Source organism: Senegalia massiliensis, assembly GCF_900626135.1.
GTDB classification, from domain to species: domain Bacteria; phylum Bacillota; class Clostridia; order Tissierellales; family SIT17; genus Anaeromonas; species Anaeromonas massiliensis.
The window spans coordinates 312023-324693 of record NZ_LR130785.1 but is presented as its reverse complement, the minus strand read 5'-3'; the positions used below and the strand labels follow the sequence as shown (position 1 = coordinate 324693).

Sequence of the window (12671 nt, the reverse complement as noted above, 5' to 3'; positions counted from 1 at the left end):
CTTGTGAAATCTAAATCTTCATCACTACTTAACCCAATCCTCCTTTAATAGAGCCATCAGTATATCATCTTGATATTTTCCATGTCTATATATCTCTTGCTTTAATACTCCTTCAACTTTAAATCCACATTTTTCATAACATCTTATTGCTCTTTTATTAAATGAATAAACATTTAACTTTATTTTATTTATATTCATTTCATTAAATATGAATTTTATTAGTACTTTTAATGCATCTGTACCATACCCCTTTGACCAATAATCTTTATCACCTATAAATATACCTATTATAACATTACTATTTTTCCAATTCACACTATTGATGCCACATCCACCTATATACTTATTATCTTCTAATGTTCTAATTGCAAAATTATATTTATCATTATTTGCTGATTGATTTTGATACCATTTTTCTTCATCTTCCAATGTATATGGATATGGTATACCTGGAGATAATAATCCTTTTATTTCTGCATCATTTACATATTCTTTTGCTTTTTTTATATCTTCTTTTCTATATTCTGTTAATACTACTTTTTCACCTTTGTACATATTAAATCACCCTTTATTCTTTTTCTAAATCTAAGCCTTCATGTTCCCACTTATCACCTTGATATTCTATTTGGTACTCATCATTTTTTATTTCAATATCAGCATTTTTTAGTAAATGTTCTGAATAATTTACCCAAGAATCAAAAAATTCTTTATATTCAAGATTATCATTATTATTCTCTTTACCTAATTCTTTTTCTAATTCATCCATGTAATTTATTGATAACTCATTAATTGAATATCTAGCTATTAGCATATCTACATTTTCTTTATAATAATTTTCCATGGAGTCATATGCATATTCTTTTAGAATACTTTCTTCAAATTCTTCTTTGCTACCATATTTATCATTTAAATTTTCCTTGATTTCTGGGTCTACTTTATCCGTTTCATCTTTAGATTCATCAAACATTTCCATAATTTCTTCTTTTGTTTTAACCTCATAACCTAAGTTTTTAGCTTCAATATATTGTACTTTTTCTCTTGCCATTTGATTAAATGCATCATTTTTTGTAAAATCAGTTTCAGCATCTTCATCTCCTGTATATAGTTTCTCAGATATTTCTAAAAATTCTATTCTATCTTTTATATCTTGCTCTGTTATTTCTTCTCCTTCCACTGTAGCTATTACATTTTCTTTAGCCTCTTCAGTACAACCTATAAAAGAAATAATTATAAATAGTCCTAATATTAAAATGCTAATATATTTTTTCATCTTCACCCCTCCGTTTTCAATTATATATCTCAAATCACAAGTATCTTGTTCCTTGAAATTCATATTATTATAATATGAATTCTTGAAAGTTAAATTCTTTTACTTATAATTTTAGCTTCTTACTCCCAGTATCCTTCCTCTAACTCTAATGAATTTCCTGTTTGTTCATTAACGATGAAATATTTATATTTATTTCCTAATTTTATTTTATACTAATATGCTCTATCCCTTGTAAAAAGATTTTTAGGTTTGTTAGACACAGGTATTGTATCCATATCTCTTGAATAATTTACAAACTCTATTTTCTCATTAAAATACTCTTTTATGATATCCTTGCCATAATCATAAGTATAATTAGGCAATGTAAAATATATTATAATAGGTAGAATAACTGATAACAATACTAATACAACCATTCCAAATCTAGACTGAGACTTTTCTTTTTTCAATAGCCAAATATACCATATAGGCTGTAATATGAATATACTAAAAAAAGCAATATCATATACACCTCTATAATTTATATAAACATTATAACCCCAATATAATTCTATTAAAGTTATTATAATAATTAATATATAAATAACTCTATTCCTGCTCATAAACCTTATAACTCCTATTAGCTACTAAAATATATATTATTAAAATTATATTTATAAACACATCTATGCCGCCACCAGTTATCCCTAGTTCTAAGGTGTTAAAATTTGCTCCTCTTTCTATATCATAAATAAATATATTAATTATAAATACAATAATCTCTACTATAAAAAAAGGAATAAATTTTTTAGCTTCAAGTTTCTTTTTATTATCAATATTCAAATAATAAATTCCTAAAAATACTATTAATAATCTTAAAATAAGACTTATTATGTGTAAATCTGTTTTAAATACAAAATAAAGCACACTATATATAGTTCCAGTTACTACTGAAAATGCTATTAACAATATACTTAAGTATTTTCCCTTCATTACTCTTCACCTCTATTAACTATTATATTCTACATAGATATTATATCTCCTTCTTTTTCTAAAATTTTACACAAAAATAAGTTATGCTTAAGCATAACTTATCATTTTCAAAACATATTTTTTCTAGAAAGTATTACTATTGCTATTGTAGCTAAAACTATTGAAAGTCCCATTACCATTGGAAATGCATATGGTGAATTTTGAAGTGGAAGTCCTACATTCATTCCATAAAAACTTGCAAGCATTGTAGGAATTGCCATAACTATTGTTATTGACGTTAATACTTTCATTACTATATTTAAATTATTTGATATAACTGATGCAAATGCATCCATCATACCACTTAATATATTACTATAAATATTTGCCATTTCTATTGCTTGCTTGTTTTCTATAATTACATCTTCAAGTAAATCCTCATCTTCTGGATATAATTTCACTGATTCAGATTTAAGCATCTTTTCCATAACTATTTCATTTGCTTTAAGTGAAGTCGAAAAATAAACAAGAGATTTTTCTAAATCTAAGAGCTGTATTAATTCTCTGTTTTTAGTAGATTTATGAAGTTGTCTTTCTATTCTATGACTTATTTTATCTATCTGTTTCAAATATATCAAATATCTTGCTGACATTCTATATAACATTTGAAGTACAAAACGAGTCCTTTTATAGGTATAAAAGGATTTTACTTTTCCTTCAACAAATTGCTCTAAAAGTAAATTTTCTTTAAGACATATTGTTATAATATATTTTTTGTAAAGTATAATTCCAAGAGGAAAAGTATAATATACATATGAATCATCTTCTTTTTCAACCATAGGTATATCTACTAATATAAGTGTTTGATCTTCTTCAATTTCAAGTCTTGAAGTTTCTTCATCATCTAAAGGAGCTTTTAGAAAATCCATATCTACATTTAACTCTGTATTTACTCTTTCTAACTCTTCCTTTGTAGGATCAATTAAATTAATCCAACATCCGTTTTCAAAATCATCTAATTCTGCAAATGTCCTATCTTGCATTGTTTTATAAATATTAAGCATAAAATCACTCCTAATAAATATCCGAGTCTCCTTTTACACTTATGTGAAAATGGAGGTCAGATATATTGTTTAACTTTTTCCTATCCCATAAACTGGGTCCTTCGTCCACCTTCACCACACCTTTCATATATACTAGCCTTCCTTTATATCTTATTCCATCATAAGGTTTTTTGCAAGAAAATAACCAAAATAATGGGGATAACTTATTTTGCAAAATAAGTTATCCCCATTATTTGATATATTTATCCAGAACATTAATTATTTCATCTATCTTTTCATCACCATGTCCTTCTAATATTGCTTCTTTTACACAAGATTTTATATGTGCATCTAATATATTTAAATTAGATTTTTTAAGTAAACCCTGTACTGCAAGAATTTGTTTTGATATATCTACACAATATCTATCATTTTCTAGCATTTTTATAATACCTTCTATTTGTCCTTTTGAAGTTTTTAAAAGGTTTAAGGCTTTTTTTCTTTCATCTGTCATATAATCACCTCTTTTACAATTATCATAAAATGCTTGGGATGACATAGATATAATAATGTCATCCTAAGCAAAATATAATTAGTTTTAGATTGTCTTTATATCTATTACTTCATATCCTGCATCTGTTACTGCTTTTTTAAGATCATCATCATTAAGCTTATACCCTTCAACTTCTGCTGTTTTGCTTGCTAAGTCAACACGTGCATTTGTTACTTGCTCTAATGATTTTAAAGATTCCTCAACTGCCTTTTGACAATGACCACAACTCATACCTTTAACTGTTAATGTTTTTTGCATTATAATCTCTCCTTTTGTTTTATTTATTTTACATTAAACTTTTTTAGTCTAAGTGAATTTGTGAGTACTGATACTGAACTAAATGCCATAGCTCCTCCTGCAATCATAGGATTTAATAGTCCTAGTGCTGCAATTGGTATTCCAGCAGTATTATATGCAAATGCCCAGAATAAATTTTGCTTGATAGTTTTCATAGTTTTTTTACTTAACCTTATAGCAGTAACTATTTCCATCAAGTCTCCTCTCATAAGAGTTATATCAGCTGCTTCAATAGCTACATCTGTACCAGTTCCTATTGCAAAACCTATATCAGCTTGTGCAAGTGCTGGTGCATCATTTATTCCATCTCCTACCATTGCTACTTTTTTATTTTGAGATTGAATTTTTTCTACATTTGCCGCTTTATCTTCAGGCAATACTTCTGCTATTACATTTTCTATACCCACTTGTTTTGCTATAGCATTTGCTGTCCTTTGATTGTCACCAGTTATCATATATACATCTATATGCATATTTTTAAGTTCTTCTATAGCTCTTTTTGAACTTTCTTTTATTGTATCAGCTACTGCTATTATACCCTTTAATTCTTTATCTATAGCTAAAATCATAGCAGTTTTTCCTTCATTTTCAAGTCTTTCTATTTCAGATGAAGCTTTAGATATATCTATATTTTCTCTATCCATAAGACGTCTATTTCCTAAATATATCTCTTTTTTATCTAGTGTTGAATATATACCGTGTCCTGGTATAGCTTCAAAATCAGATACATCACTAAGCAGAATTTCTTTAGAGTTTGCATCATTTACTATAGCTTCAGCTAAAGGATGCTCTGATGATTTTTCTGCCGATGCTGAAATTCGAAGTACCTCTTTTTCATCTAAATCATATGTTAATATATCTGTAACTTCAGGTTTACCTTTAGTAATAGTTCCTGTCTTATCAAAAATTATAGTATCTGTTTTTTGTGCTCTTTCTAGATGTTCTCCACCTTTTATAAGTATTCCATTTTCTGCACCTTTACCTGTACCAACCATTATAGCTGTAGGAGTTGCAAGTCCTAATGCACAGGGACAAGCTATTACTAGAACAGATACTGATGCTACCATTGCAGGATTAATATCTCCACTTACTACATACCATATAATAAAGGTAAGAATAGCTATTACTACAACAATAGGAACAAATATCCCAGATACCTTATCAGCAAGTCTTTGTACTGGTGCTTTAGATCCTTGTGCTTCTTCTACCAATTTTATGATTTGTGATAAAGCAGTATCTTTACCAACCTTTGTAGCTTTGAATTTAAATGTACCATGTTTATTTATAGTTGAACCTATTACTTCTTCACCTATAACTTTTTCAACAGGTATTGATTCACCTGTAAGCATAGATTCATCTACTGTAGATTTACCTTCAATTATTTCACCATCTACTGGTATTTTTTCTCCTGGTCTAACTATTATAGTTTCTCCTACTTCTACTTCTTCTACTGGTATATCTTTTTCTTCACCATTTCTTATTACTTTTGCAGTTTTAGCTTGAAGTCCCATAAGCTTTTTCATAGCTTCTGATGTTTTTCCTTTAGCTATAGCTTCCATTAATTTACCTAATATTATTAAGGTAATAATGACTGCTGAAGATTCAAAGTAAAAATGATTCATTCCTACAAGTAACATGTAAATACTATAAAAATATGCTGCTGATGTACCCATAGCTACAAGTACATCCATATTTGCTCCTCCACCTTTTAGTGAATGATAAGCGCCTTTATAAAACCTCCACCCTACAATAAATTGTACAGGTGTTGCTAAAATAAATTGAAACCATCCATTACTAAGTATAGTGTCCATTCCTGCCATATCTACAAACATAGCTGAAAGTAACGGTAAACTTAGTATTGTTGATATTATAAAAAGAGTTTTAAGATTCTTTATTTCTTTTTCTCTTGCTTCCTTTTGTTTATCAACATCTACTTTTTGTTCTTTTTTTGCTTTATATCCTGCATTTTCTACTGCTAATTGCATTTCTTTTATATTTGTCTCAGATGATAAATATTCTATAGTTGCTTTATTTGTAGCTATATTTACATTTACTTCTCCTATACCTTCAACTTTTTTTAGAGCTTTTTCTACTCTTGCAGCACAAGCTGAACAAGTCATACCTTCAATATCTAATCTTACTCTATCCATTGAAGCTGTGTATCCTGTGTTTGTTACTGTATCCATTAATTTTTTAACACTAACTTTTTCTGGATCATATTCAACTGTAGCTTTTTCAGCAATTAGGTTTACTACTGCACTTTTTACACCATCTATCTTTGATAGAGAACCCTCTACCCTATTTGAACAGGATGCTCAAGTCATACCTGTAACTTTAAAACTTACTTTTTCTACACTCATTGTTACAACTCCTTTCTTATGACCCCACCCTATGTGGGGTGTGTTATAAATTAATAATAACATATATATTTTTAGAATGCAAATATTTATTATAATTATTACCCTAAAAAAATAAAAAATATGACCTTAATAAAAAGGTCATATTTAAAAATTTAAATTTTATTCTGTTTCTAAAAGTTTTGTTGCTATTAAATTATACTTATCTTTCATATTAAGTCTTTCATCTAATACTGAAGGAACACCTTTGTCACTATCTTCTCTTACAAGTGTTGATAGAGGGATTTCACCAAGTAATGGTGTATTTAATTCTTTACTTAATTTTTCTCCTTCACGTTTACCAAATATATAATGTTTTTCATCACAATTATCACATATGAAATAACTCATATTTTCTATAATTCCTATTACTTTACTATTTGTTTTAGATGCCATAAATCCTAATCTTTTTGCTACATCTGCTGCCGTAATTTGTGGTGTTGTAACTATAAGTATTTCTGCTTTTGGTAATTGTTGCATAAGACTTAATGGCACATCACCTGTTCCTGGAGGTAAATCTATTAACATATAATCTAATTCTCCCCAATAAACATCATTGAAAAACTGGGTAAGAATTCCACCAAGAACTGGACCCCTCCATATCAGGGCTTCATCTTTTTCTATTAAATTACCCATTGAAATAACTTTTACACCATTTGCATTAATAGGTATAATTGTTCCATCACTCATAGCCATAGGTTTCTGACCCTTTATACCTAATATTTGTGGTATACTATGTCCTAATATATCTGCATCAATTAAACCTACGCTATAACCCATCTCACTTAACTCTACAGCTAAATTTGAAGTTACAGTAGATTTTCCTACTCCACCTTTTCCACTACCTATAGCAATTACTCTAGTATTTTTAAAAGGTTCTTTTGTATCTTGCTCACCTCTAAGCTTTTTAGCTAAATTCTGTTTTTGCTCATTTGTCATTTCACCAAATACTACTTCTACTTTTTCAATCTCATCTATTTTTAGTAATTCTTTTTCTATATCTCCTGATATAGTATTTTTTAGAGGACAACCTTTTGTAGTTAATGTAACGTTCACAATTACATTTTTACCATCTATATTTACATCACCTATCATATCTAATTCAACTAAATTCTTCTTTATTTCAGGATCATCTACATTTTCAAGTGCTTTATATATTTTATCTTTTAGAGTCACTTTTTCATCTCCTTAATATTTTTACTTAAGTATATAATAATTGATTTTATTTAACTATGATATATATCACCTTTCACAAACTATAATTCTTGTAGGTGTTACTATATAATCAACTGGTATGTCAAATTTCTCATTGGGAACTTCTGAAAATATTTGAAAATCATAACTAACAGCTACTTTAGTAGCTTGTGGTGCAGACTTTAATAATTTATCATAATATCCTCCGCCATACCCTACTCTATTTCCTTTTTTATCAAAGGCAAGACCAGGAGTTATTATTAGATCTATTTCACTAGGACTCACTTTCTCTATACTCTCCTCTTTAGGTTCTAAATATCCAAAAGGATTTTTTTCAAGTGAATCTTCAAGATCTATTAATTTACAGGGTATTAATATATTTTCTTTTTTATCAGTATATGTTATAACTACCTTTTTCCCAAGCTCTTGCATCTTATATATTAGATTAAATGTATCAACTTCTTCTTTGAAACTTAAATATACCATTATAGTTTCACTTTGTTTAAATTCCTTCATCTTTATAAGATAGGATATGATTTTTTCACTTAAAGAATTTACTTCATCTTTATTTAATTTTTTTCTTTCTTTTAAAACTATCTTTCTTAATTCTTTTTTCTCATCAGTATTCATACTCCACACTCCTTATAAAGTAAAACTCAAATATATTATATACTTATTTTTATATCTATACAAATAATTAATAAAACTCCTGCAATATTGCAGGAGTTTTATTAACAAGATGATGCACCATTTCCTGTAGTTACTCTAAATCCTTTACCAGTCCAATTTTGAGTATAATCTACATTGAATGAGTCTACTTGATCAGATAAATTCTTATCTACCAAGAAAGTTATTCCATCTATATCTTCAGTTATATCTTCTTTGTTTTGCTCATCCAGAGCAATACCATAAGATGGACCGCCTCAACCAAAGCCTGCTATATATACTCTTATTTTCTTGTCTAATGCGTCTTTTTTTTCCATGATCTTTTTAATTTCACTAATTGCTGTTGTTGTTACATTTAATTTCACATTAATCTCTCCTCTCTATACCCTATAAGGGTATCTGTTTATATATATTGTAATATTACAATATATATCTTGTCAAGACTTATATTATATTTTTACCCTATTTATAATCATATAACTATTAAAGTAGTATTTCCAGACCATAATAAAATATCATAGATAAGGATAAAGTTATTAAACCTACTTTTTTATACTTTTCAAATAAAAGTAAATGGGATACTAAAATTACAAAAAACATAATTGAATAAATAAGAGTTTCTATTGAATTTGAATTAGAAAGTATACCTTCAAATTCAAATGCCCATATACCTATTGCAATAGAGAAATAAAAGGGAACTAATAAATAATTAAGGATTACTAAAAAAGGTTCTCCTTTTCTTTTTGTTAATACAAATAATACTATTACAGCTATTAAAACACCACCTAATAAATTTAAATTATAATGATTAGGTCTAATAGCATCTATTAATCTTCCTGCATATACATCCAAGTGAAAAATTACATAAACAATTCTTGCACCAACAAATCCTAATATAAGTTCTAATAGATAGTAATCTTCCATTACTTTTCTGTATTTATTATTTTTAGATATGACCTTTAAAATTATATATCCTATAATAGTTAATACTACTGCAAAAAGTAGAAACCAAGTTATATTTACAGGTCCTATGCTTAAAAATATAGGTTTCATTTAAAGTTCTCCATTTCTTATTTGTTCTAATATTTGAGTCATTTGAGGATAGGTCATCATACCTGGAACTGCTCCTATTAAGTTTCCCTCTTTATCAATAAAATATGAAGTTGGAAATGCACTTACATAATAATTATTTCTGGAAACCTTCATATCACTATCTAATAGTACTGGAAAAGTATATCCACCTTCTTCTATATAATCTCTAACTAAACTTTCTTCTTCACCTACATCAACTGCAAGTACTACAAAATCATCATCTTTATTTTCATTATATAGTTTTTCTAAATCTGGCATCTCTTCATCACAATAAGTGCACCAAGTAGCCCAGAAGTTTATTAATACAATCTTTCCTTTATAATCAGATAAAGAAGCTTTTTCACCACTTAATGTTTGTAGAGTAAAATCTGGAGCTGGTTTTCCTCTTTCAAGTACTACATCCTCTATATCTTCTTCCTCATTGTTTTCTTCTTGTTCATCAATAGCTTCATCCGGTAATTGTTCGCTATTTTCATCATTTTCTTCTATAATAGGTTTTTCTGCTACTTGCTGCTGATCTTGTATAGCATAAAATATACCTACAATTAACATTACTGCAAGAACTGATATAGCAATAATACTTTTTTTATTCATAATATTCTCCTTTCAATAAAAAGTGACTATTGATTTAGCCAATTTCCAATTATAATCATTTTGTCAAAAAATACTAACAACCCAAATATAACCATTATAATTCCTGCTATTTTATATATATATCCAGACCACTTTTGTATTTTATTCAAGAATTTAGTAGAATAGTTTATAAATAATGCTGTTAATATAAATGGTACGGCCATTCCAATAGAATAAACTAAAAGTAAATATACAGAACTTGATATGTCATTAGATAGTCCTGCTTTTACCAAAATTGATGCAAGTATAGGCCCATAGCAAGGAGTCCATCCTGCAGCAAATGCCATACCCATTACTGTAGATCCAAAAAAAGTAGTTACTTTCTTGGGACTTTTTGCTTTTCTTTGAGTATTCATAAACTTTAAGTCAATTATACCCATTAAATTAAGCCCAAAAAACATTATTAAAACTCCACTTATCTTTGTAAATATAGCTTTATTTTCTATAAATAATCTTCCTATATAGCTTGCTGAAACTCCCATTATCATAAATATAATAGTAAATCCTAATACAAAACCTAATGTGCGTGATAATGCTAGCCATTTTTTTCTAGATACTTCTTCCTCTATACTAGTTCCTGTCATATACATTATATATGCAGGTATAAGAGGTAAAATACATGGAGAAAAAAATGAAAGTGCCCCAGCGATAAAAGCTACAGAAAACGTAACATCTTCAAACATATCTTCACCTTCCTTATATATTTACACTATACCATATAGGGGTATTTCAAATCAAGATAAAAATACCAAGTAAAAAAGTTGGAATTAACTCTTGGTTAATAGTAAAAAATAGGGTATAATATTAGTGAAGAATTCTAGTCTTATTAGGTAAGGAGGAATAGAAATGGCTATTACTAAGGATATGCTTATAGGTGAAATATTAAGAGAGAGACCAGATGCTCCAGAAATACTAATGCGCTTTGGTATGGGATGTGTAGGTTGCCCTGCTTCTCAAATGGAATCATTAGAACAAGCTGCAATGGTACATGGACTTGATTTAAATGAATTATTAGAAGCGTTAAATGAGTAAATAAACTTTTAGCCCAGAATAAAATTCTGGGCTATTTTATATTTCTATATTTTATAGTAATTCTTCTAATCTATTTTTATCGAAGCCTACCATTTCTTCTCCATCTACTATTATTACTGGAACTCCCATATATCCTTTTTGGATCAGTTCCTTTCTTGCTGTAGAATCAGTAGTTACGTTTTTCTCTGTAAAATCTACACCTTTTTCATTTAAATATTCTTTAGCAGAAGTACAATGTGGACAAGTACTACTTGTATATACTGTTACATTTTTCATATAAATTACCTCCTTAAATTTCATTAACAACATTATACCCCATAGGGGTATAATTGTCAAATCCTATATTTATTATGATACCACATAAAATTATTTTAAATATCAAAAAAACCTATAGGTATATTATTACCTATAGGTTTTATCTATGTTCTTATAGTAATTCTTCTAATCTATTCTTATCGAAGCCTACCATTTCTTCTCCATCTACTATTATTACTGGAACTCCCATATATCCTTTTTGGATTAGTTCCTTTCTTGCTGATGGATCAGTTTGTACGTTTTTTTCCTCATATTCTACACCTTTCTCCGAAAGGTATTGCTTGGCAGTAGCACAATGAGGTCAAGTATTACTTGTGTAAATTGTTACATTTGCCATTTAAATTCCTCCTTATAGAAATATTCTATAGTTTTTTTAAAACTATTGACTATTTCTATAATACCCTATATTCACTACTAATAATCATTATTTATTTTTAATATTTTAAGATAGAGGACTTGTTGGTCTAAGAGGTGTTATTATTCTGCCAGTTTTTGAATCAATATGAATTAGCCAATATCCTAACCTTTCATCACCTGAATCTTTAGATTCAAGCCATGTAGTAAAACCAGACATACCTCTAAAAGGTTGTTCTCTCCTTGTAAATAATCCTGGTATTCCATATACAAAATGCTTAACTGTGCTTTCATCATTAGAAACTATTCCAAATAAATAATGTTTATATTTTCTAATTTGCTTTGATGGACTATTCATTTTATTCATTAAGGTATAAGGATATTGCATATTTACAACATAATTATAATATGGTAAAAATCCTCTTCTTATATTTACACTATCTTCAGTAATTTCCCAAAAGCTATATTCTTCTAAATTAATCTTAAATGGATCTACTTGATTAAAGTAGTTTAATATGTTTAACGAATAAGCTTGATATTTATTTCTATTAGTAGTAGCCTTATTATTATATTGCTTTTGATTATTTACTTCTTTTGATTTATATTCCTTATATCTATAATATTCTTCTAAATCCCTCTCTGATTTATTTAGTATATATTCCTCTAAGTTTGAATCTGCATTTGGATAATCTTCATCGTGAATACCATCATCATAATCAAATTCTATATCCACTTCCTTTTTTTCTACTTCTTTAACTTCTATTTCTTTTTCTTGTCCTTCTTCTACCTCTTCAAATTCTATTTCTTCTTCTTGCTCTTCTTCTGCTTCCTCAACCTCTACTACTTCTTCCTGCTTTTCCTCTACTCCCTCAACT

At 28.1% G+C, this 12671-nt stretch carries 16 protein-coding genes and 1 pseudogene; 1 reads left to right on the top strand and 16 read right to left on the bottom strand.

Annotated elements, in window-relative coordinates; genetic code table 11:
- Positions 1-24: 24 nt before the first annotated feature.
- The 13 genes and pseudogenes from E0D94_RS01600 to E0D94_RS01540 all read right to left on the bottom strand — a co-directional run bounded on the left by E0D94_RS01600 (position 25) and on the right by E0D94_RS01540 (position 10778).
- Complete coding sequence (locus E0D94_RS01600) at positions 25-555, bottom strand: GNAT family N-acetyltransferase (protein WP_130805560.1); 531 nt, start codon at positions 553-555, stop codon at positions 25-27.
- Positions 556-568: 13 nt separating this feature from the next.
- The gene (locus tag E0D94_RS01595; protein WP_165442829.1) at positions 569-1270 is read right to left on the bottom strand and encodes a SurA N-terminal domain-containing protein; all 702 of its coding nucleotides are present in this window, start codon (positions 1268-1270) and stop codon (positions 569-571) included.
- Positions 1271-1482: 212 nt separating this feature from the next.
- A complete protein-coding gene (locus E0D94_RS01590) occupies positions 1483-1872 on the bottom strand; it encodes a hypothetical protein (RefSeq protein ID WP_130805558.1) in 390 nt (129 codons plus the stop codon).
- Complete coding sequence (locus E0D94_RS01585; RefSeq protein WP_130805557.1) at positions 1859-2242, bottom strand: hypothetical protein; 384 nt, start codon at positions 2240-2242, stop codon at positions 1859-1861. Before E0D94_RS01585 ends, E0D94_RS01590 begins: the two co-directional genes overlap by 14 nt.
- Before the next feature lie 107 nt (positions 2243-2349).
- Positions 2350-3285, bottom strand: a complete 936-nt coding sequence (locus E0D94_RS01580; RefSeq protein WP_130805556.1) for a magnesium transporter CorA family protein — start codon at positions 3283-3285, stop codon at positions 2350-2352.
- A gap of 229 nt (positions 3286-3514) precedes the next feature.
- On the bottom strand, positions 3515-3778 hold the full coding sequence (locus E0D94_RS01575; protein ID WP_130805555.1) for a metal-sensing transcriptional repressor: 264 nt from the start codon (positions 3776-3778) through the stop codon (positions 3515-3517).
- 84 nt (positions 3779-3862) lie between these two features.
- Positions 3863-4075, bottom strand: coding sequence for a heavy-metal-associated domain-containing protein (locus E0D94_RS01570; RefSeq protein ID WP_130805554.1), 213 nt, complete (start codon positions 4073-4075; stop codon positions 3863-3865).
- Positions 4076-4098: 23 nt separating this feature from the next.
- Positions 4099-6474, bottom strand: a pseudogene (locus E0D94_RS01565) (heavy metal translocating P-type ATPase).
- A gap of 159 nt (positions 6475-6633) precedes the next feature.
- A complete protein-coding gene (locus E0D94_RS01560; RefSeq protein ID WP_130805553.1) occupies positions 6634-7686 on the bottom strand; it encodes an Mrp/NBP35 family ATP-binding protein in 1053 nt (350 codons plus the stop codon).
- Positions 7687-7752: 66 nt separating this feature from the next.
- Positions 7753-8334 carry a 5-formyltetrahydrofolate cyclo-ligase gene (locus tag E0D94_RS01555; protein WP_130805552.1) on the bottom strand — a complete coding sequence of 194 codons (582 nt, stop codon included), beginning with the start codon at positions 8332-8334 and terminating at the stop codon, positions 7753-7755.
- A 519-nt stretch (positions 8335-8853) separates the two neighbouring features.
- Positions 8854-9423: a prolipoprotein diacylglyceryl transferase family protein gene (locus tag E0D94_RS01550; protein WP_130805551.1), complete on the bottom strand. Its 570-nt coding sequence runs from the start codon at positions 9421-9423 to the stop codon at positions 8854-8856.
- Positions 9424-10056, bottom strand: coding sequence for a TlpA family protein disulfide reductase (locus E0D94_RS01545; protein ID WP_130805550.1), 633 nt, complete (start codon positions 10054-10056; stop codon positions 9424-9426).
- Between the two features lie 26 nt (positions 10057-10082).
- Positions 10083-10778 carry a cytochrome c biogenesis CcdA family protein gene (locus tag E0D94_RS01540; protein ID WP_130805549.1) on the bottom strand — a complete coding sequence of 232 codons (696 nt, stop codon included), beginning with the start codon at positions 10776-10778 and terminating at the stop codon, positions 10083-10085.
- A gap of 163 nt (positions 10779-10941) precedes the next feature.
- On the opposite strand from E0D94_RS01540, the gene E0D94_RS01535 reads away from it, so the two are divergent.
- Entirely contained in the window at positions 10942-11127 is a 186-nt protein-coding gene (locus E0D94_RS01535) for a DUF1858 domain-containing protein (protein ID WP_130805548.1), read from the top strand.
- A gap of 51 nt (positions 11128-11178) precedes the next feature.
- Here the strand turns inward: E0D94_RS01535 and E0D94_RS01530 are convergent, their stop codons facing one another.
- The 3 genes from E0D94_RS01530 to E0D94_RS01520 form a co-directional block, all read right to left on the bottom strand.
- Entirely contained in the window at positions 11179-11403 is a 225-nt protein-coding gene (locus E0D94_RS01530) for a glutaredoxin family protein (RefSeq protein ID WP_130805547.1), read from the bottom strand.
- Positions 11404-11554: 151 nt separating this feature from the next.
- Positions 11555-11779, bottom strand: a complete 225-nt coding sequence (locus E0D94_RS01525) for a glutaredoxin family protein (RefSeq protein WP_130805546.1) — start codon at positions 11777-11779, stop codon at positions 11555-11557.
- A 105-nt stretch (positions 11780-11884) separates the two neighbouring features.
- Positions 11885-12671: hypothetical protein (locus tag E0D94_RS01520; RefSeq protein WP_207289596.1), on the bottom strand; the 787-nt coding region annotated here is incomplete at its 5' end.

Coding starts and splice junctions, on each gene's coding strand:
- E0D94_RS01600 (WP_130805560.1), bottom strand. CDS start 555: ATGTACAAAGGTGAAAAAGTAGTATTAACAGAATATAGAAAAGAAGAT.
- E0D94_RS01595 (WP_165442829.1), bottom strand. CDS start 1,270: ATGAAAAAATATATTAGCATTTTAATATTAGGACTATTTATAATTATT.
- E0D94_RS01590 (WP_130805558.1), bottom strand. CDS start 1,872: ATGAGCAGGAATAGAGTTATTTATATATTAATTATTATAATAACTTTA.
- E0D94_RS01585 (WP_130805557.1), bottom strand. CDS start 2,242: ATGAAGGGAAAATACTTAAGTATATTGTTAATAGCATTTTCAGTAGTA.
- E0D94_RS01580 (WP_130805556.1), bottom strand. CDS start 3,285: ATGCTTAATATTTATAAAACAATGCAAGATAGGACATTTGCAGAATTA.
- E0D94_RS01575 (WP_130805555.1), bottom strand. CDS start 3,778: ATGACAGATGAAAGAAAAAAAGCCTTAAACCTTTTAAAAACTTCAAAA.
- E0D94_RS01570 (WP_130805554.1), bottom strand. CDS start 4,075: ATGCAAAAAACATTAACAGTTAAAGGTATGAGTTGTGGTCATTGTCAA.
- E0D94_RS01555 (WP_130805552.1), bottom strand. CDS start 8,334: ATGAATACTGATGAGAAAAAAGAATTAAGAAAGATAGTTTTAAAAGAA.
- E0D94_RS01550 (WP_130805551.1), bottom strand. CDS start 9,423: ATGAAACCTATATTTTTAAGCATAGGACCTGTAAATATAACTTGGTTT.
- E0D94_RS01545 (WP_130805550.1), bottom strand. CDS start 10,056: ATGAATAAAAAAAGTATTATTGCTATATCAGTTCTTGCAGTAATGTTA.
- E0D94_RS01540 (WP_130805549.1), bottom strand. CDS start 10,778: ATGTTTGAAGATGTTACGTTTTCTGTAGCTTTTATCGCTGGGGCACTT.
- E0D94_RS01535 (WP_130805548.1), top strand. CDS start 10,942: ATGGCTATTACTAAGGATATGCTTATAGGTGAAATATTAAGAGAGAGA.
- E0D94_RS01530 (WP_130805547.1), bottom strand. CDS start 11,403: ATGAAAAATGTAACAGTATATACAAGTAGTACTTGTCCACATTGTACT.